Source organism: Streptococcus sp. FSL R7-0248 (assembly GCF_037967965.1).
Lineage (GTDB): Bacteria > Bacillota > Bacilli > Lactobacillales > Streptococcaceae > Streptococcus.
The window spans coordinates 767059-788156 of the sequence record NZ_CP150201.1 but is presented as its reverse complement, the minus strand read 5'-3'; the positions used below and the strand labels follow the sequence as shown (position 1 = coordinate 788156).

Here is a 21098-nt window from a genome sequence, read left to right as displayed (position 1 = left end):
TCATCATTCCTTAACTTTCCAATTGTTCTGATAGGTCACCCCACTCTTCCATCAGAGCTTCTTGATTGACTGATAAGTCATCCAGCTCTTTCTGTAAGTCAGACAATTCTGCCACGTCATTTGTTTCAAGCATGGCAGCAGAGATTTCCTCCAATCGTTCTTCAATCGTCTCTAGCTCATTTTCAATTTGCTCAATGCGTCGGCTTAATTTACGCATCTCTTTTTGATTGGCTTTTTGAGCTTGATAATCACTAGCACCCGCTGAAGCTACTTGGACTTCCTCTGTTACTTGATTTTCCTCTGCTTCAAGACGTGCTAACTCTTCAAGCTCCGCCTTCTTTTCAAGGTAGTAATCATAATCTCCAAGATAAATGGTTGCCCCATCCTCAGAAATTTCCATCACTTTGGTTGCCACACGGTTGATAAAGTAACGGTCATGGCTGACAAAGAGAAGCGTTCCATCAAAGTCAATGAGGGCATTCTCCAAGACTTCCTTACTATCAATGTCCAAGTGGTTGGTCGGCTCATCTAGGATGAGGAAGTTATTGTTTTCCATTGATAATTTAGCTAGGAGCAGACGAGCTTTCTCACCACCAGAAAGCATGGAAACAGACTTTTTGACATCATCACCTGAGAAGAGAAAGGCCCCCAGACGGTTACGAATCTCAACTTCAGGAGTCGTCGCAAAATCATTCCACAACTCATCAAGGACTGTGTTCGACGGTGTCAAGGCAGATTGGGTTTGATCATAATACCCCACTTCAACATTAGCACCATAGGTTGACGTTCCCTTGATAAAAGGCAATTTACCCACTACCGACTTGATAAAGGTTGTTTTCCCGATACCATTTGGACCAACGATGGCAATGGCATCCATCTTCTTAACATCCAAGGAAATAGGCTCTGAGAGAATCTCATCGTCATAACCAATAGCAGCATCCTTAACTGTCAAGACCACATTCCCAGAGACCTTATCCGCATGAAAAGTCATATTAGCTGACTTCTGGCCTTCTGTTGGCTTATCCAGACGTTCCATTTTCTCTAGCTGTTTACGACGGGCTTGAGCACGCTTAGTTGTAGAAGCACGGACAATATTACGATTAACAAAGTCCTCCAACTTAGCAATTTCCTTTTGTTGTTTTTCGAAGTTCTTTGCTTCAGTGGCCAACTTTTCAGCCTTAAGGTCCATGAATTTTGAATAGTTTCCGACATAACGATCTAAACTATGTTTGGTCAAATCCAGGGTTACTGTCGCCACCTTATCCAAAAAATAACGGTCGTGACTGACAATGACTAGAGCTCCCTGATAATTGACCAGGTAATTCTCCAACCAGGCAATGGTTTCGATATCCAAGTGGTTAGTCGGTTCATCCAGTACCAAGAGTTCAGGCTTCTCAAGCAGCATTTTCGCCAAAGCTAAGCGCGTGTTTTGCCCTCCAGAAAGATCTGAAATAGGCATCTCCCACATGCTTTCATCAAACTTAAAACCATTGAGAATGGCTCTGATATCAGATTCATAGGTAAAACCACCTCGCTGTCTGAAATCCTCAGAAAGGCGATCGTAGTCAGTCATTAACTTGTCCAAGTCTGACTCAGTTAACTCAGCCATCTTCATTTCCATGTCACGAAGGCGTTTTTCGTCTGCACGAAGACCTGCAAAAACATTTAACATTTCCGCATAGATGGTATTGCTAGACTCAAAGCGACTATCCTGAGCTAAGTAAGACAAATTCAAATCACGTTTTGTGTTGATTTCACCACTTGTCGGCGCTTCCTCTCCAACCAAAATTTTCAATAGGGTTGATTTCCCAGCACCGTTACGTCCAACAAGGGCAATACGATCGCGTTCATCTACCTGAATATTAATATTATCAAAGAGCACATCCCCTGAGAAAGAGCGCTCAATCTTGTTTCCTTGTAAAATAATCATAACGTTTCAATTATACCAAAAAAGCCAAGCTCCTGCTTAGGCTTTCTGACTTTCTTTCAAAATGCTTGCTACCTTAGTATTAATCAAATCGATAGCAACAGTATTTGTGACACCTTCAGGAATCACCACATCTGCGTAGCGTTTCGTAGGTTCGATAAACTGGTGGTACATAGGTTTAACCACACTGATATATTGCTCAATAATACTATCCAAGCTACGGCCACGCTCTTCCATGTCACGCTTGATACGACGGATAATACGAATGTCATCATCAGTATCTACAAAAAGCTTGATATCCATCAAATCACGCAAGCGTTTATCCTCAAGTACCAAAATCCCTTCAACAATGAAGACGTCCTGTGGTTCCTGACGATAAGTCTTTTCACTACGAGTGTGTTGGGTGTAGTCATAAATCGGAATATCCACTGGTCGCCCAGCAATCAGCTCATTGATGTGTTCAATCATAAGATCTGTATCGAAGGCAAAGGGATGGTCGTAGTTCGTTGATACACGCTCTTCAAAAGTCAAATGTGACTGATCCTTATAATAAGAATCATGCTCAATCATAGCAATTTTCTCATCTGGAAAATTTGATAGAATGGCACGAGAAACACTGGTCTTACCTCCACCAGAGCCACCCGTAACCCCAATAATAATCGGTTTTTTAGGCATGGTAAATTCCTATCTAATATAGTCTTTCTTATTTATTCTACACTAAATCATGATATAATAAAAGCAAATCCATATAGAAAATGAGACTTTTATGTTTAAAAACTTTCCTGAACAATGGCAAGACCTCCTTAAAGAAAAAGGAATCACTACAGAGACTGCCATTCAAAAAGAACTCTTTGCACCAATCACTGAAGGAGACAATATCCTAGGTATCAGTCCTACAGGAACAGGTAAGACTCTAGCCTACCTTCTCCCATTGCTCCTCTCACTCAAGCCCAAAAAATCTCAGCAATTGCTTATCCTAGCACCCAATTCAGAGCTTGCTGGACAGATTTTTGATGTGACCAAACAATGGGCTGAGCCACTAGGACTCACTGCCCAACTCTTCCTTTCTGGCTCTAGTCAAAAGAGACAAATTGAACGCCTGAAGAAAGGACCGGAAATTCTCATCGGAACACCTGGCCGTGTCTTTGAGCTGATTAAACTCAAAAAGATCAAGATGATGAATGTCAACACCATCGTCCTAGATGAATTTGATGAGCTTCTCAGTGATAGCCAATACCACTTTGTGACAAAAATCAGCCACCATGTTCCTCGTGACCATCAAATGATTTATATTTCGGCAACCAACAAAATTGATGATCAAAATCTTGTCGAAAATACCATCGTTTATGACCTATCTGATCAAGAACTTGACACCATCAAACATTATTTTATCAGTGTTGATAAACGTAACCGTGTCGAACTTCTTCGTAAGTTCTCCAATATCCCTGACTTCCGTGGCCTTGTCTTTTTTAACAGTCTATCTGACCTTGGGGCTACTGAAGAACGCCTCCAATTTAACGGGGCTTCAGCGGTATCATTGGCTAGTGACATCAACATCAAATTCCGTAAGGTTATCTTGGAAAAATTCAAGAATCATGAGATTTCACTCTTACTCGGTACTGACCTCTTGGCACGCGGCATCGATATTGAAAATCTAGAGGTAGTCATCAACTTCGATATACCTCGAGATCGCGAAGCCTATACTCACCGTGCAGGACGTACTGGTCGTATGGGAAATGAAGGTAGCGTCATTAGCTTTGTAACCCATCCAGAAGACCTCAAAAAACTTAAAAAATTCGCCAAAGTTTCAGAACTGGTTCTTAAAAATCAAGAACTTCACGAAAAATAAGGCATTACAAAAGCACTTCAGTTTACTCTGAAGTGCTTTTAACATATACAGACTAGGCTTTTTTACCAAAGTCCTCAATCATTTGTTCCATTTCCTCACGACTTGGAGTTGTCAACATATAGAGGAAGTCACCTTGCAACTCTGCAAAGGCTGCAGGCATGATTTTCTTAACTTTAAGTTGTTCACGATACTTATCAAAAAGTTCTTCTTCTGAATAAGCATAGTGAGAGCTTGCACGACGTGAAGTCGCCAAACAGTAAAGTGGCTCAAACTGAGAAGCTGGGAATGGTTCGCCAGCAACGATATCCGCATACCCCTTGTACAAATCGAAAGAGTGAGCATAGTTATACACGTCGATTGTGAAACCACCTGCTGGACGGTTGTTATATTCAATAGCAATATAATCGTCACCATCACGGAAGAACTCAATATGGAAGAAACGTTCCTTCATACCAAATTCTTTGACAATTGCCTCACCATACTTACGTAACTTAGGATCCATTTCTTTAAGAACGTAGTAAGAATTATCCATCTTGTAAATCATCAAGTCAAGTGGTGTGTGGGCATAATCAAAAGTTGTCGAGAAGACAATATTACCATCATGATCAATCAAACCATCGAAAGTACAGATTTCGCTTGATGTTACAAATTTTTCAAAGAAATAAACTGTTTCATGATCCCACTCAGCCTTAAAGTGATTGATATCATCTTCTGTTTCAAGTTTGAAGGTTGCAGCTGCACCAACCCCATTATCTGGCTTAGCAATCATTGGAAGACCGATTTCTTTCACAGCTTTATCCACATCTTCATCAGTTTTAATGATAGCACCAGGTACAACTGGAACTCCAGCTTTTTGGAAGAGTTTTTTCATTTCAGACTTGAATTTAGTCTTCTTAAGATCTTCTGGCTTAGCACCAAAAACATTGAACTGTTCACGAAGAGCAGCATCCAATTCCAACCAGTATTCGTTATGAGATTCGATTCGGTCAATTGGTCCGTGTTTATAGAAAAGAAAGGCTACCGCACGTTTAACTTCATCCAAGTTTTCCAGATTGTCTACACGGAAGTACTCAGTCAAAGCCTCTTTCAAAGGTTGATCCAATTGTTCATAAGGCTCTTGACCAATACCAAGAACAGTGATTCCCTTATTAGCAAGTTCAACTGTAAACTGTTGGAAGTTTTGTGGATAGTATGGTGAAATAACAAGATAATTCATTAGTAATTCCTCTTTTATAGTTATTTAGATGGGATGGACAAAGAAATTATAGGTTCATATTGTCAAGGAAATAAGGCATTTGTTTACGCCACCATTCCCAATCATGAGCGACATCATGGCCCCACTCAGAGAACCAAGCTGGAATATTCTTTTGTTCAAAGGCTTCCTTGAGTTTATAGTAAGATGGAAGACCATCTTGTTCCCAAGCACCAAGACCTGTACATACGATAATCTCAGCTTGACGGTAACGGTCGATAAACCAACCATCATTTTGGTTCCAGATATAATCTGATGGGGAATTTTGGTAAATAGCTTCGTCCCCTCCAAACTCACCCACAAAGAAACGAGCATCGTAGACACCACTGAGGGCTACCACTTTATTGAAAACATCAGGGTGTTGCAAGAAGAAATTAAGCGCATGGTATGCCCCCATTGAACAACCTGTTGTCATCATTGGATCAAACCAACCAGTTTTGTGTTTGATAAATGGAATAGCTTCTTCAATAACATAGCGTTCATAGGCACGGTGCATTTCAGCACGATCGTGTGGATTTTTCCAATCACAAAGCCAGCTTTCACTGTCCACACTTGAAAGCGTAAAGAATTGTACGCGTCCTTCTTCGATAAAACGTGCACAAGCATCAATCATACCAAAGTCATAGTATTCGTTATGGCTACCACCTGATGAGGCAAAAACCACAACAGGGATACCAGCGTGCCCGTAACGGTTAACATACATTTCACGGTTAAGTTGACCACTCCAGTGGCTAAGATGTTCGATATTCATATTTATATTCCTTTTCCTAAATTAAATTAAATTAATTTGCGTTAATAAAGACTAGTCCCATTTTTCAGCGAAAAAGCGAAGACAGTCTGGTAAATTCTCGGCCCAAGCTTCTTCATTGTGTTCAGCACCAGATTGAATGTGAATCTTGATATTTTCCAAATCAACCCCACGAGCAATCAAATCATGATAATAGCTCAATGAAGAGTCTATATAAGCCTGCTTAATATTACCAGCCATCAAGGTCTTGTCAGTATCATCAGCTTCCTCAGTTCCTACATATATGTAGACACGTTGATCTGAATCGAGCTTTTGACGCGACATGTAACGATCAAAAGCATCCTGATGCAACCAGTTAGCTGAAGAAAATACCCCAAGACAACCAATCTGCTCCTTATAATCAAGCCCCATAAACTGAGTAATATTACCACCGAGAGATGAACCAATCATAGCTGTGTGCTGACGGTCAGAGAGGGTACGGTATTCCTTATCAATAAAGGGTTTAACCACATCCATGACAAACTCTGCATACTCTACACCCTTACCTCCGAACTGGACACCAGGGATATTAGATTCTTGGTACTTCCACGCAGAATACTCATTCATACGGCCAGGACCATCATTATCAATAGCTACAACAATCATGCGCGAAATATCAGGATTACGCTTGATTGTTGGGATAATCTTCCAAGAATAGCCAGAAAACGACTCCTTACTATAAAGAACATTCTGACCATCATGGAAATACACGACAGGGTAAGAACGATCTGTATCCGTTTCATAGTTCTTAGGTAGAAGAACACGCACACGACGAAGTTGACCAGTGTATGGTACCTCTAACTCATGCGTCTTCATAACCAAGTAAAAATAAGATTTATTCATTGTCAGAAAACTCTCTATATTCGAAATTTAGTTCTATTATACCATATTTTAAAAGAAAAAGAGCCCCTATTATTGGGACCCTTTACACTTTTTTAATGATTGAATAGCTACACTCTTAGTAGTTTGCGATATCAAATACTGTTGATTTCACACGAGTCATAGCTTCGATAGAGTATTTCACACCTTGAGTTCCGGCACCAGATCCTTTAACACCAAGGAATGGGAAGTTATCTGTACCACGTTGTGTTTTGTTGTTGATGTGAACTGTACCAACTTCAAGTTGTTCAGCAATTGCAAATGCACGTGGGTAGTCTTGTGTGAAGACAGCACCTTGAAGTCCAAATTCAGATTCGTTAGAAATCTTGATTGCTTCTTCAACTGAAGATACACGGATGAATGGCAATACAGGACCAAATGGTTCTTCCCAAGCAAGACGCATATCAGTTGTTACATGGTCAAAGACTGCTGGGTAAATAAGGTTACCTTCACGTTTCAATTCAGTTTTAGCAGTAGCACCTTGTTCAACTGCATCATCAATCAAACCTTGAACGAAGTCAGCAGCTTTTGTATCGATAAGTGGTGTAACGCTTGCGCTTTCTTCAGGCATACCAACAGTGATATTACCTACCAAAGCAGTTACTTTTTCTACCAATTCATCTGCAACGCTATCCATTACAAGGACACGTTTGATAGCTGTACAACGTTGACCTGAATAGTCAAAGGCACCAGCAACAATGTTTTTAGCAGTCAAGTCAAGATCAGCATCTTCAAGAACGATAGCGGCATCTTTACCACCAAGTTCAAGCATGATTGGACGCATAGCTGCCAAACGACCGATATTTTCACCAACTGGTGTTGAACCTGTAAAGTTGATGAAATCAACTGCTTTGTGCTCAACAATGTAGTCACCGATAACAGAACCACGACCTGTGATAGAGTTCAAGACACCTGCAGGGATACCAGCTTCTACAAATGCTTCAACCAAAAGAAGACCTGAGATAGAACCTTGTGTTGGTGGTTTGAAGGCAACAACGTCACCAGCAATCAAGGCAGGAGCAATTTTAGAACCAGCCAAGTTTACTGGGTAGTTAAATGGAGAGATAGCAAGGACAAGACCTACTGGTTCGCGACGAACAACAGCGATTTTTTTCTTGCTACCAGCGTCAAATGCACCACCTTCAAGTACTTCACCTTCCAAACGCAAACCTTCTTCAGCTGCATAGTGGATGATTTCAGCAGTACGAACGACTTCACCGATTGCAGATTTCAAACCTTTAGAGATTTCTTTAGAAAGAACTTGACCGATCTTTTCTGCATCACGTTCCAAGATATCTGCTGCTTTATGAAGGTAAGCTGCACGTTCAGCATATGAAAGCGCACGCCATGCTGGGAGTGCTGCTTTAGCTGCTGCGTAGACTTCGTCTACTTCAGCTTGGCTCATCGCTGGAACTGATCCAAGTTCCTCACCGTTTGCAGGTGCGTAAATAGTAATTTCGTTTTCAGATGTTTTCCACTCACCATTGACATAGTTTTTGTATTGTTTAGCCAAGATAGTAACTCCTTTTATCTATTATAAGACCTATTTTATCATTTTTTTAGAAATATTCCAAGATTTAAACGAGAATTATTCAGAAAATTTTGACAAAAAATAGTTAAAATTGTTAACCTAGGTTAGCCGTATTCTACTCCTAACTAAAGAATGAGTCAATTATTTTGTCTCCGTTTAGATATAAAAAAAGTGAAAGCCTAAGCCTCCACTTTTTATGATGGCTCTATAATTTCTGTAGTGGGTAAAACCACTGTAGAGGATTATGGAGCTTTTTCAATGTACACAAAAAGTCCCATAAGAACTATAATGAAAAGCGACCAAACCATCATTAGGAAGAACTTATGAGACTTATTAAGAATACCACAGAATTAATCGGAATTAAAGACCAAAATATCAATATTTCACTTGTTTTTGAAACTGATACTCATATCGAGATTCAAGCAAAACTCGATTCCCCTGCACCATCATGTCCTCATTGCCATAGAAAGATGATCAAGTACGACTTTCAAAAGCCTTCTAAAATCCCTCTTCTTGAGCAAGCTGGAACTCCAACACTACTACGTCTGAAAAAACGTCGTTTCCAGTGTAAAAGTTGTAGACGAGTCACGGTAGCTGAGACATCTATCGTTGAGAAAAACTGCCAAATCTCCAATCTAGTCCGACAAAAGGTTACACAACTCCTAACTGAGAAGGTGTCATTAACGGATATTGCCAGAAGACTTCGCGTGTCAACGTCCACTGTCTATCGTAAACTCGACCAGTTTACTTTCAAGGAACATTATGACAAACTCCCAGCTATTATGTCCTGGGATGAGTTTGGCTTCAAGAAAGGGGAATTGGCTTTTGTGGCACAGAACTATGAGACAAACGAACTCATAACTATACTTGATAATCGCTGCCAAACTACTATACGAAACTACTTTTTGAAGTATCCATTGAAAGTCCGACAACAGGTACAGTTTATCACTATGGATATGTCTGGAGCTTATATGCCACTGGCTCGCAAGCTCTTTCCAAACGCCAAAATCGTTCTTGATCGATTTCACATTATTCAGCACCTTGGTCGAGCCTTTTTAAAGACAAGAATTGCGATTATGAACCAGTTTGATAAGAAGTCGCTACCTTATCGAGCTTTAAAAAATCACTGGAGACTCTTCCAAAAGGACAGCCGTAAGTTATCTCTCAACCCTTTTTACTCAAAGACCTTCCATCAAACATTATGCCCACATGAAGTCGTTGAGAAGACACTGAATTTCTCAGAAGAACTCACCAATTATTATAATCTCTATCAGCTTTTGCTTTTTCACTTTCAGGAGAAGAGGGGGGATGAGTTTTTTGAACTCATAGAGGAGAATATAAGCAAGGTCAATCATTACTTCAAAACAGTCTTTAGGACTTTTCGTAAACATAAACAATACATCAAAAATGCACTAGAAACACATTACTCAAATGCAAAATTGGAGGGGACCAATAAGCTTATCAAAGATATTAAACGTCTGGGCTTCGGTTTTAAAAATTTTATCAACTTTAGAAAGCGTGTTTTCATCACTCTGAATATACAAAAAGAGAAGACCTATCTGGTCCTCTCTAGATGTTAGCTTTTCGTCACCCACTACAGTTGACAAAGAGCCTTTATGATTAGTCTACGTTAACGTATTCTTTTGAAAGTTCAAGAACTTCTTCCATTGTTGCACATTCAGTAAGAGCACGGTTAGCGTATTCTTCCATTTTAGCTGTGTCAAGTTTCTTCATCAAGCTACGTGTACGAAGAACAGATGTCGCTGACATTGAGAACTCATCCAATCCCATTCCAACAAGAAGTGGAACAGCAGTTTGGTCACCAGCCATTTCACCACACATACCAGCCCATTTACCTTCAGCGTGAGCCGCTTTGATAACATTGTTAATCAAACGAAGGATTGAAGGGTTATATGGTTGGTAAAGATATGAAACTTGTTCGTTCATACGGTCAGCAGCCATTGTGTATTGGATAAGGTCATTTGTACCAATTGAGAAGAAATCAACTTCCTTAGCAAATTGGTCAGCAAGCATAGCTGCAGCTGGGATTTCAATCATGATACCTACTTCGATATCGTCTGCAACGGCAACACCTTCAGCAACCAATTTAGCTTTTTCTTCTTCAAGAATACCTTTAGCAGTACGGAACTCAGTCAACAAAGCAACCATTGGGAACATGATACGCAATTTACCGTGAACAGATGCACGAAGCAAAGCACGCAATTGTGTACGGAACATTTGATTACCAGTTTCAGAGATAGAAATACGCAAAGCACGGTAACCCAAGAATGGGTTCATTTCTTTAGGAAGGTCGAAGTAAGGGAGTTCTTTATCCCCACCGATATCCATTGTACGAACGACAACAGGTTTACCGTTCATACCTTCAAGAACTGCTTTGTAAGCTTCATATTGGTCATCTTCAGTTGGGAAGTCTTGAGAATCCATATACAAGAATTCTGTACGATAGAGACCAACAGCTTCAGCACCGTTATCATTTACACCTTCAACGTCTTTAGGTGTACCGATGTTGGCAGCCAATTCGAAATGTTTTCCATCAGCAGTAACTGTTTGAGCATCTTTAAGGAGAGCCCATTCAGCTTTTTGTTTAGCGTAAGCTTCACCAGCTGCTTTGAACTCAGCAATTTGCTCTTCAGTTGGGTTGATAACAACTTCACCAGTAATACCTGAAACAGCCAAAACATCACCATCTTTGACAAGTTCTGTGATGTTATTTGTTCCAAGAACGGCTGCGATTTCAAGTGTACGCGCCATGATAGCTGAGTGACTTGTACGTCCACCGATGTTAGTAACAAAGGCTTTTACGTACTTTTTGTTCAACTGAGCTGTATCAGATGGTGTCAAGTCATGAGCAACAACGATTGATTCTTCGTTGATTGTTGCCGGGTTAGGCAATTTCTTACCAAGCAAGTTAGCAAGCACACGTTTTGTAACGTCACGAATATCCGCTGCACGTTCTTGCATGTATGGGTTATCTTCCATACCTTCAAAAATAGCGATAAACATGTCTGTTACTTCTGTCAAAGCAGCTTCAGCATTAACTTGTTTAGCACGGATAGTTTCTTTAATTTGACCAGTCATTTCTGGGTCAGCAAGAACCATCAAGTGAGCATCAAAAACGGCTGCCGCTTCTTCACCAAGGCTTTCAACTGCTTTTTCACGGATAACAGAAAGCTCGTCTTGTGACGCCGCTAGAGCAGCATCTAGACGAGCCTCTTCTGCACTTGTATCTTCAACTGTTACAGTTTCAAATGACAAGTCCGGTTGAACAAGCAGATATGCCTTAGCAACTGCAACACCATCAGATGCTGCGATTCCTTTAAGCATTTCTGTCATATTCTTATGCCAATCCTTCTTTTGTCATTGTTTCTGCGATTGCTGCGATTGCATCATCAGCATCAGCACCTTCTGCAGAGATAGTTACGTCAGCACCTTGACCAACACCAAGGCTCATAACACCCATGATTGATTTAAGGTTAACTGCTTTACCTTTGTAGTCAAGAGTGATATCTGAAGCAAATTTGCTAGCTGTTTGAACAAGCAAAGTAGCTGGACGTGCGTGGATACCTGTTTCTGCAACAATGTGGAAATCTTTAGAAGCCATAATGGATTCTCCTTCTTAGTTTGGAATATTTGAGTTATCAATGATAACCCTTACAATTTAGAATTATAACATAGCTAATTGAGATTATCAAGGTTAAAACGTACTTTCTACAAGTTTTTCAAAAGCCTGTCTCTCATTTTACTGCTCATTTTCAATTTTTTAAACATAAGCAAATACTAGTCTCTAGTTATTTACAACATTTTCAGAAAATTTCTTTCATGGTGTTTTCAATCGTTAATTTTTCATTTTCGAGCAAAAACAATCACATAATTGAAAGAATTTGATTGCTAAAGGCACTCGTTGAATAAGCTTGTTTTCCAAATGCTAAGTCAGCTGTAAAGATATCAGCTTTAAATGTCTTTTCAATAGCACTTGTAATCAGTTGAGCTGCCTCAGTCCAACCAATATAATCTAGAAGCATGCAGCCAGATAATAGAACTGAGCAAGGATTAGCCTTATCTTGATCTGCGATATCCGGAGCTGTTCCATGTGTTGCTTCAAAAATAGCATGGCCTGTTTGATAGTTAATGTTGGCTCCAGGGGAAATGCCGATACCGCCAACTTGTGCAGCTAAGGCGTCACTGGCATAATCACCATTCAAGTTGGTTAAGGCAACAACATCAAATTTTTCTGGATTTAAAAGAATCTGTTGTAGAAAGTTATCCGCGATTATATCATTAATCTCTAAACGACCAGTCAGCAATTCTTCTTTATATTCTTCCTGAGCCACTTCATAACCCCATTTACGGAAGCCACCTTCTGTAAATTTTTGAATATTCCCCTTATGAACTAAGGTCACTTTTTTTAGATTGTTCTTGAGAGCATAGTCGATAGCCGAGCGAATGAGACGTTTACTTCCTTCTATTGAAATTGGCTTGATTCCGATACTACTTGATTCTGGGAAGCGAATTTTACTAACATTCATTTCTGTCTGGAGAAACTCAATCACGCGCTTAACATCTGTTGTTCCCGCTTCCCATTCAATTCCCGCATAAATATCTTCAGTATTTTCACGAAAAATAGTAATATTCGTTTTTTCAGGTTCCTTAAGCGGACTTGCTACTCCTTCAAAGTAACGAACCGGTCTAACACAAGCGTAGAGATCAAGTTCTTGACGTAAAGCTACATTTAAAGAACGAAGCCCTCCACCTACTGGCGTCTCAAGCGGACCCTTAATAGCAACTAAACTTTCTCGAATAGTCTCCAATGTTTTTTTCGGCAACCATTCCCCTGTTTTATCATAAGCCTTCTTACCAGCTAGGAGCTCTTGCCACTCAATTTGACGCTTTCCTTCATAGGCTACTTCTACTGCTTTATCAAAGATTGCTTGGGCATTCTTCCAGATATCATGTCCAACACCATCCCCTTCAATAAAAGGGATAATTGGACTATCAGAAACTTGAAGCTGTCCATTTGTCATTACGATTTTTTCTGCCATATAGCTTTCCTCCCTAGCGTTTTTCTAAAGGAATATAGGTCATATTTTCTTGTCCAATATACTGTGAGCGAGGACGAATCAATTTGTTATTTTTTTGCTGCTCTTGAATATGAGCAATCCAGCCGGCAACACGACTCATTGCAAAGATAAGTGTGAAGATATCGCTGTCAATTCCTAGAGTATGATATACGGTGGCTGAATAGAAGTCTACATTGGGAATTAATCCCTTCTTATCTTTCATGAACTCTTCAATTTCTTGAGACATATTAAAGAATTCTTCATTCTCGGTACCCTCTGTCAACTTTTTAGCCATATCTCTTAAGAAAATTTCACGAGGATCCTGTTTCTTGTATACACGGTGCCCAAATCCCATGATTTTCTCTTTAGAGTCAAGTTTTTCCTGCAAGTAAGCATAAACATCACCTGATTCGCGGATTTCTTTAAGCATATCAAAGACGCGTTCATTAGCCCCACCATGCAGAGGACCTTTTAGAGCACCAATAGCTGTTGTAACACAAGAATAAATATCTGTCAGAGTCGAAGCACAAACACGCGCTGCAAAAGTTGAAGCATTCAACTCATGATCAGCATGTAGAATTAAGGCCTTATTCATAGCCTCAACTTCAATTTCAGAAGGTTCAACACCATTCAGCATGTAAAGAAAATTAGCAGCAAAACCTAAATCTTCTCTTGGTTTGAGGGGCATTTTACCAGTGCGTAAGCGTGCAAAAGTCGTAATAATTGTTGGCAATTTAGCCATCAATTCAATACTTTGCTGATAAACGGCTTCCATGGATTTCTCCTCAGCATCCACATTGTATACCCCAAGAAGTGAAACTGTTGAACGTAAAACACTCATTGGGTGCAAATGTGGACGAGATTGGATAAGAATGCATTGTTCTACAGCATCTGAAATGTCATAGTTCTTACGCAACTCAGCTTCAAAATACTTGAGTTCCATTTGCGTAGGAAGATGACCATTCCATAAGAGATAAATCACTTCCTCAAAAGACGCTTTATTTTCCATAAACTCGGAAATATCATATCCTGCATAGGATAAATGGTCATCAATAATAGATGAAATCCTAGTATTACAGGCAATCATATCCTTAAGTCCATTAATTTCAACTGTTGTCATATTAGGCTCCCTTCAATTTTTTTCTTACAACCATTGGTAAGATACCACCATTTTTATAGTAGCGAATATCAGCATCTGCATCGAAGCGTACCAAGGCTTTAAAGGTTTTGGTTTGTTCAGGTGTTGAAGCTGTAACAGTGATAACATCATGGACACCTGGATTTTCTGAAAGATCGAAGCTAAAGGTCTCATGCCCTGTCAATCCAAGACTTTCAGCATTTTCCCCTTCCATAAATTGTACTGGTAAAATCCCCATCATAACTAGATTTGAACGGTGAATACGCTCAAAACTCTCAGCAAGCACTACTTTTACACCAAGGAGATTTGCACCTTTAGCAGCCCAGTCACGACTAGAGCCCATACCATAATCCTTACCAGCAATTACAAGCGTATCTTGATTAGCTTCTTTATATTTCATAGCAGCATCATATATAGGTAGAATATCACCATCATATTTAGTATATCCACCAATTTTTCCATCTGCTAGCTCATTCTTTATACGAATATTAGCAAAAGTTCCTCGCATCATGACTTCGTGATTTCCACGACGGCTACCATAAGAATTAAATTCTTGATAATCAACACCATTCTCAGTCAAATAACGAGCTGCTGGGCTATTTCTGGCAATATTACCCGCTGGAGAAATATGGTCTGTTGTAACCGTATCTCCAAATTTAGCCAAAACCTTCAAATCATTCAATGGTTTAATACTCAAATCATCTCCTAAAGCATCAAAGTAAGGTGGGTTTTGAATATAGGTAGAGTTTTGATTCCATTTATAATTTTGACTTTGTTCAGTAGGAATGGCATTCCACTTCTCGCTATCAGAAAAGACACTGGCATATTCATCTTGGAAGAGTTGACGGGTGACGTATTTATCAACATAAGTCTCAATGTCATCACGAGATGGCATAATCTCCTCTAAATAAACAGCTTGACCATTGTCGTCAAAGCCTAGAGGTTCAGTTGTCAAATCAATATTCGTGTTACCAGCCAAGGCATAAGCAACAACCAATGGTGGACTAGCCAAGAAATTCGCTTTAACAAGTGGATTAATACGCCCTTCAAAATTACGATTTCCTGACAATACAGCACTCGCTAAGAGATCATTGTCTACAATAGCCTTAGCCACTTCAGGACGTAAATCTCCTGAGTTACCAATACAAGTTGTGCAACCATAACCTACCAAGTTAAAGCCAAGCTTATCTAGATAGGTTTGCAAGCCTGAAGCTTTGAGATAACCTGTAACGACTTTAGATCCAGGCGCCAAAGAGGTCTTGACTGTTGGAGATACTTTTAATCCTTTCTCAACCGCTTTTTTGGCTAAAAGACCGGCTGCCATAAGAACGTAAGGATTTGAGGTATTGGTACATGATGTGATTGCTGCAATGGCAACATGACCCGTTTGAATTGTTTCTGAATGATCCTCAAAATCAACTTTTGCAGTTTTTGCTAACTCTTCATTATCTAAACCGAAACCACGGACACCTGCTTCACGTACCACTGCATCTTGAAATTCTTGCTTAGCATCAGATAAGAGAATCAAATCTTGTGGACGTTTAGGACCTGAGATAGAAGGTTTAATAGATGACAAATCGACTTCAACAATCTTAGTATACTTGGCTTCTTTACTTGGATCATAGAAAAGATGATTGGCTTTTGTATAGGCTTCAGTGACTTGGATATGTTCCTCATCACGATTAGTTAAACGCATGTAGTTAAGAGTCTCGTCATCAATAGGAAAATAACCACAAGTCGCACCATATTCCGGTGCCATATTAGCGACAGTAGCACGGTCAGCTAGAGATAAACTCTTCAAGCCAGGTCCAAAGTACTCAACAAATTTACCAACCACATTTTCAGAACGAAGCACCTGAGTAATCTTGAGAGCCAAATCTGTTGCTGTGGCAATTTTAGGCAGCTCTCCTGTCAGATGTACACCAATAACCTCTGGAATTGGGAAATAAGATGCTTCACCTAGCATCGCTGCTTCAGCTTCAATTCCGCCAACACCCCAACCAAGAACGCCAATACCATTAATCATAGTCGTATGACTATCTGTACCAAACATAGAGTCAGGATATAGGAGTCCATCATTTTCAATAATGACATCACTCAAAAATTCAATATTAACCTGATGAATAATACCTGTTGCTGGTGGAACAGCACGGTAATTTTCAAAAGACTGTTCGGCCCACTTAAGAAACTCATAGCGCTCGTTATTACGTTTAAACTCTAGATTGATATTATCTTCAAGAGCAGTATCACATCCATATGAATCAACTTGGACAGAGTGGTCGATGACCAAATCTACTGGAATCTCGGGATTAATAAATTCGGCTTTACCACCATTAGCCACTATAGCATCACGCATGGAAGCTAAATCAACAACAACAGGAACCCCTGTAAAATCCTGTAAGATAACACGACTTGGTTTAAAAGGTACTTCAGAAATTGTTGGAAAATTCGGAAATTTTATTAGATCAGAAATGTGAGATTCCTTAACATCGACACCATCTTTTTTTCGAAGGAGACTTTCAAGTAGTATTCGAATGCTATAAGGTAGTTCTCCGACCTTAACATCATGAGATTTTGCTGCTTTTTCGAGATCATAGAAAGAGAATGTTTTACCATTTACAGTTAGATTTGAACAGTATTCTTGCATACTTGAACCTCCATTAGTTAAAAATTTCCTTTATTCTACACTGTTATTTTTGAAAAAACAAATAGAATCGGCATTTTGATGTTATATTACATAACATTTGTGGTGAGATATTTCTTTTTTAGCCATTTTCATAAACAAATTCTATTTAATTTAGAGAACTTAAAAAAGCCTTTGAAACACAAGATATAGGGTTGTGTTTCAATACTAAACACAAAATATTGTATTTCCTTAAGATATTTAGCTTGATTTTTCCCAATATTTTGGGTATTCTATTAGAGTTGAAAAAGTGGCTCTCTTGGCCACTTAAAATCTTTTTATAAAGGAGTATTTGCAATGGCAAAGATTACATTGTTTTCTAAAAACAACTGCATGCAGTGTAAAATGACTAAAAAATTCTTGGAAAAGGAAGGTGCTGATTTCGAAGAAATCAACATTGATGAACAACCAGAAAAAATCGATTACGTAAAAAGTCTTGGTTTCACTGCTGCTCCAGTTATTGAAGCAGGCGATATCGTCTTTTCAGGTTTTCAACCGACTAAACTTAAAGAAATCCTTTAATTATCAAGTTTTTAAATAGAAAGGAACTTGTTTGCTTAGTTTAATATTTTAACCTTAATATACTATTAAACTGAGCCTGGTATCTGTATTATGTCTTTAAAAAATCTTGGCGATGTCTCATACTTCCGCCTCAACAACGAAATTAACCGTCCTGTTAACGGTCAAATTCCTTTGCATAAGGACAAAGAAGCACTTCGTGCCTTCTTCCTTGAAAACGTTAAGCCAAATTCAATGGCATTCAACAGCATCACAGATAAAATTAATTATTTGATTGAGAACGATTATATCGAGTCTGAATTCATCGGTAAATACGAACCTGCTTTCATCGAAAAGTTGTCTGCAGAAATTCATTCTCAAAAATTCCGCTTCCAATCTTTCATGGCAGCCTACAAGTTCTACCAACAATATGCCCTCAAAACAAACGATGGCGAGTCTTACCTCGAAAGTATTGAAGATCGCGTTCTTTTCAACGCCCTTTACTTTGCTGATGGTGATGAAAACCTAGCTAGCGACCTAGCTAACGAAATGATTCACCAACGTTACCAGCCTGCTACTCCTTCATTTCTAAATGCTGGACGTAGCCGTCGTGGTGAACTCGTGTCATGTTTCCTTATTCAAGTAACGGATGACATGAATTCTATCGGACGTTCTATCAACTCGGCCCTCCAGTTATCACGTATTGGTGGTGGGGTAGGTATTAGCCTATCTAACCTACGTGAAGCTGGTGCTCCTATCAAAGGTTATGCTGGGGCAGCCTCTGGTGTCGTACCTGTTATGAAGCTTTTCGAAGATAGCTTCTCTTACTCAAACCAACTTGGCCAACGTCAAGGTGCTGGTGTTGTTTACCTGGATGTTTTCCACCCAGATATCCTTGCCTTCCTTTCTACTAAGAAAGAGAATGCTGATGAAAAGGTGCGTGTTAAGACACTGTCACTTGGTGTTACAGTTCCAGATAAATTCTACGAGTTGGCACGTAATAATGAAGATATGTACCTCTTCAGCCCATACTCAGTCGAAAAAGAGTATGGTAAACCATATAACTACATTGATATTACAGCTATGTATGATGAGTTGGTTGCCAATCCCAATATTACAAAAACCAAGATTAATGCACGTGAGCTAGAAACTGAAATTTCTAAACTCCAACAAGAATCGGGTTATCCATATATTGTCAATGTTGATACAGCCAATCGACACAACCCAATTGATGGTAAGATCGTCATGTCCAACCTCTGTTCTGAAATTCTCCAAGTTCAAACACCAAGTGAACTTAACGATGCACAAGAGTTTGTCAAACTCGGTACAGATATTTCATGTAACCTTGGATCAACTAATATCCTTAACATGATGACATCTCCTGACTTCGGACGTTCGATTAAGGCTATGACACGTGCACTTACCTTTGTTACAGATAGTTCAAGTATTGATGCTGTACCATCCATCAAAAATGGTAACCAACAAGCTCATACCTTTGGTTTAGGAGCTATGGGGCTTCACTCTTACCTTGCTAAACACCATATCGAGTATGGTAGCCCCGAATCTGTTGAATTCACTAATATCTACTTCATGCTTATGAACTACTGGACTTTGGTTGAATCTAACAATATTGCCCGCGAACGTCAAGAAACCTTTGTCGGTTTTGAAAAATCAAAATATGCTGATGGTTCTTACTTTGATAAATACGTTACAGGTCAATACGTTCCTAAATCTGACCGTATCAAAGAACTTTTCGATGGTCACTTCATCCCACAAGCCAAAGATTGGGAAGAACTACGTGAACTCGTTAAGAAAGATGGACTCTACCATCAAAACCGTTTGGCTGTTGCACCAAATGGCTCAATCTCTTATATTAATGACTGTTCTGCTTCTATCCATCCAATCACACAACGTATTGAAGAACGTCAAGAAAAGAAAATCGGAAAAATTTACTATCCGGCCAACGGACTTTCAACAGACACAATTCCTTTCTACACTTCAGCCTACGACATGGACATGCGTAAAGTTATCGACGTCTATGCCGCTGCGACTGAACACGTTGATCAAGGTTTGTCATTAACCCTATTCTTGCGTAGTGAGTTACCAAAAGAAATTTACGAATGGAAAACAGAAAATAAACAAACAACTCGTGACCTTTCTATCCTTCGTAACTACGCCTTTAACAAAGGAATTAAATCAATCTACTACATCCGTACTTATACAGATGATGGGGAAGAGGTTGGTTCTAACCAATGTGAAAGCTGTGTCATTTAAGATAGTGATTTAACGATAGCAACTTCACTACTCTTATTTACAAAATGCATTAAAAGGTCGGTTCGCCGACTTTTTTAATAGATCAACTCAAAAAACTATATCATGATTTTGAATTATGATAAAATAGTAACGATATCAATAAAGAAAGAGGTTTCTAATGGAAACTTACTACAAAGCCATTAACTGGAATGAAATCGAAGATGCGATTGATAAATCTACCTGGGAAAAATTGACCGAGCAATTTTGGCTAGATACACGTATCCCACTTTCAAATGACCTTGATGACTGGCGTAAACTTTCCGCTGAAGAAAAAGATTTGGTTGGAAAAGTTTTCGGTGGTTTAACATTGCTAGATACCATGCAATCTCAAACGGGTGTTGAAGCCATTCGTGCAGACGTCCGTACACCTCATGAAGAAGCTGTATTGAACAACATTCAGTTCATGGAGTCTGTTCACGCCAAATCTTACTCTTCAATCTTCTCAACTTTGAATACTAAATCTGAAATTGAAGAAATTTTCGAGTGGACTAACAGTAACAAATACCTCCAAACCAAGGCGAAAATCATTAACGATATCTATGAAAATGGAACGCCTCTTCAGAAAAAGGTTGCTTCAACATATCTTGAAACTTTCCTTTTCTATTCAGGGTTCTTCACTCCACTCTATTATCTTGGTAATAACAAGCTAGCTAACGTCGCTGAAATTATCAAGCTCATTATCCGTGACGAATCTGTTCACGGAACCTATATTGGCTATAAATTCCAACTTGGATTCAACGAATTGCCTGAAGAAGAGCAAGAAAGTTTCCGTGAATGGATGTATGATCTCCTCTATCAATTGTATGAAAATGAAGAGCTCTACACTAAATCTCTTTATGACGGTGTTGGATGGACTGAGGAAGTTATGACTTTCCTTCGTTACAATGCCAACAAGGCTCTTATGAACCTGGGACAAGATCCACTCTTCCCAGATAGTGCGAACGATGTTAACCCAATCGTTATGAATGGTATTTCTACAGGAACATCTAACCACGACTTCTTCTCTCAAGTTGGTAATGGTTACCTTCTAGGAACTGTCGAAGCCATGCAAGACGATGATTATAACTACGGACTATAATAAAAAACTAGCTTAGCTAGTTTTTTATTGTGTTCAATACTATATTCGAAAAACAAATAGAAAAAAGAGTTCACGGTGAACTCTT

15 protein-coding genes and 1 pseudogene are annotated in these 21098 nt (G+C 39.3%); 5 read left to right on the top strand and 11 right to left on the bottom strand.

Going from position 1 to position 21098, the window contains the following annotated elements:
* Positions 1-10: 10 nt before the first annotated feature.
* Positions 11-1930 carry an ABC-F family ATP-binding cassette domain-containing protein gene (locus tag NYE32_RS03915; RefSeq protein WP_339157095.1) on the bottom strand — a complete coding sequence of 640 codons (1920 nt, stop codon included), beginning with the start codon at positions 1928-1930 and terminating at the stop codon, positions 11-13.
* Positions 1931-1966: 36 nt separating this feature from the next.
* A complete protein-coding gene (udk, locus tag NYE32_RS03910; RefSeq protein WP_002890688.1) occupies positions 1967-2602 on the bottom strand; it encodes a uridine kinase in 636 nt (211 codons plus the stop codon).
* A 91-nt stretch (positions 2603-2693) separates the two neighbouring features.
* On the opposite strand from udk, the gene NYE32_RS03905 reads away from it, so the two are divergent.
* Positions 2694-3776 carry a DEAD/DEAH box helicase gene (locus NYE32_RS03905; RefSeq protein ID WP_339157094.1) on the top strand — a complete coding sequence of 361 codons (1083 nt, stop codon included), beginning with the start codon at positions 2694-2696 and terminating at the stop codon, positions 3774-3776.
* Between the two features lie 52 nt (positions 3777-3828).
* On the opposite strand, the gene NYE32_RS03900 is transcribed toward NYE32_RS03905, so the two are convergent.
* From NYE32_RS03900 to NYE32_RS03885, 4 genes are all read right to left on the bottom strand, one after another.
* Complete coding sequence (locus NYE32_RS03900) at positions 3829-4992, bottom strand: ATP-grasp domain-containing protein (protein ID WP_037600505.1); 1164 nt, start codon at positions 4990-4992, stop codon at positions 3829-3831.
* A 46-nt stretch (positions 4993-5038) separates the two neighbouring features.
* Positions 5039-5779, bottom strand: a complete 741-nt coding sequence (locus NYE32_RS03895; RefSeq protein ID WP_002884014.1) for an alpha/beta hydrolase-fold protein — start codon at positions 5777-5779, stop codon at positions 5039-5041.
* A 51-nt stretch (positions 5780-5830) separates the two neighbouring features.
* Positions 5831-6658, bottom strand: a complete 828-nt coding sequence (locus NYE32_RS03890) for an alpha/beta hydrolase (protein WP_004182709.1) — start codon at positions 6656-6658, stop codon at positions 5831-5833.
* Between the two features lie 115 nt (positions 6659-6773).
* Entirely contained in the window at positions 6774-8207 is a 1434-nt protein-coding gene (locus NYE32_RS03885; RefSeq protein WP_002890682.1) for an NADP-dependent glyceraldehyde-3-phosphate dehydrogenase, read from the bottom strand.
* Positions 8208-8548: 341 nt separating this feature from the next.
* On the opposite strand from NYE32_RS03885, the pseudogene NYE32_RS03880 reads away from it, so the two are divergent.
* Positions 8549-9798 (top strand): annotated as a pseudogene (locus tag NYE32_RS03880) (ISL3 family transposase).
* Between the two features lie 47 nt (positions 9799-9845).
* On the opposite strand, the gene ptsP reads toward NYE32_RS03880, so the two are convergent.
* The 5 genes from ptsP to acnA all read right to left on the bottom strand — a co-directional run bounded on the left by ptsP (position 9846) and on the right by acnA (position 17088).
* Entirely contained in the window at positions 9846-11579 is a 1734-nt protein-coding gene (gene ptsP / locus NYE32_RS03875; protein ID WP_002890681.1) for a phosphoenolpyruvate--protein phosphotransferase, read from the bottom strand.
* Positions 11580-11583: 4 nt separating this feature from the next.
* On the bottom strand, positions 11584-11847 hold the full coding sequence (locus tag NYE32_RS03870) for a phosphocarrier protein HPr (protein ID WP_002884015.1): 264 nt from the start codon (positions 11845-11847) through the stop codon (positions 11584-11586).
* A 262-nt stretch (positions 11848-12109) separates the two neighbouring features.
* Positions 12110-13285: an NADP-dependent isocitrate dehydrogenase gene (gene icd, locus NYE32_RS03865; protein WP_073689335.1), complete on the bottom strand. Its 1176-nt coding sequence runs from the start codon at positions 13283-13285 to the stop codon at positions 12110-12112.
* 13 nt (positions 13286-13298) lie between these two features.
* Positions 13299-14423: a citrate synthase gene (locus NYE32_RS03860; protein ID WP_002890679.1), complete on the bottom strand. Its 1125-nt coding sequence runs from the start codon at positions 14421-14423 to the stop codon at positions 13299-13301.
* A 1-nt stretch (position 14424) separates the two neighbouring features.
* Complete coding sequence (gene acnA, locus NYE32_RS03855; protein ID WP_201041241.1) at positions 14425-17088, bottom strand: aconitate hydratase AcnA; 2664 nt, start codon at positions 17086-17088, stop codon at positions 14425-14427.
* 333 nt (positions 17089-17421) lie between these two features.
* Between acnA and nrdH the strand changes: the two genes are divergently transcribed.
* The 3 genes from nrdH (at position 17422) to nrdF (ending at position 21013) form a co-directional block, all read left to right on the top strand.
* Complete coding sequence (gene nrdH / locus NYE32_RS03850; RefSeq protein ID WP_004182714.1) at positions 17422-17646, top strand: glutaredoxin-like protein NrdH; 225 nt, start codon at positions 17422-17424, stop codon at positions 17644-17646.
* Positions 17647-17736: 90 nt separating this feature from the next.
* Entirely contained in the window at positions 17737-19896 is a 2160-nt protein-coding gene (gene nrdE / locus NYE32_RS03845; protein ID WP_002890676.1) for a class 1b ribonucleoside-diphosphate reductase subunit alpha, read from the top strand.
* Between the two features lie 157 nt (positions 19897-20053).
* Complete coding sequence (nrdF, locus tag NYE32_RS03840; protein WP_002890675.1) at positions 20054-21013, top strand: class 1b ribonucleoside-diphosphate reductase subunit beta; 960 nt, start codon at positions 20054-20056, stop codon at positions 21011-21013.
* The last annotated feature ends 85 nt before the right edge of the window (positions 21014-21098 follow it).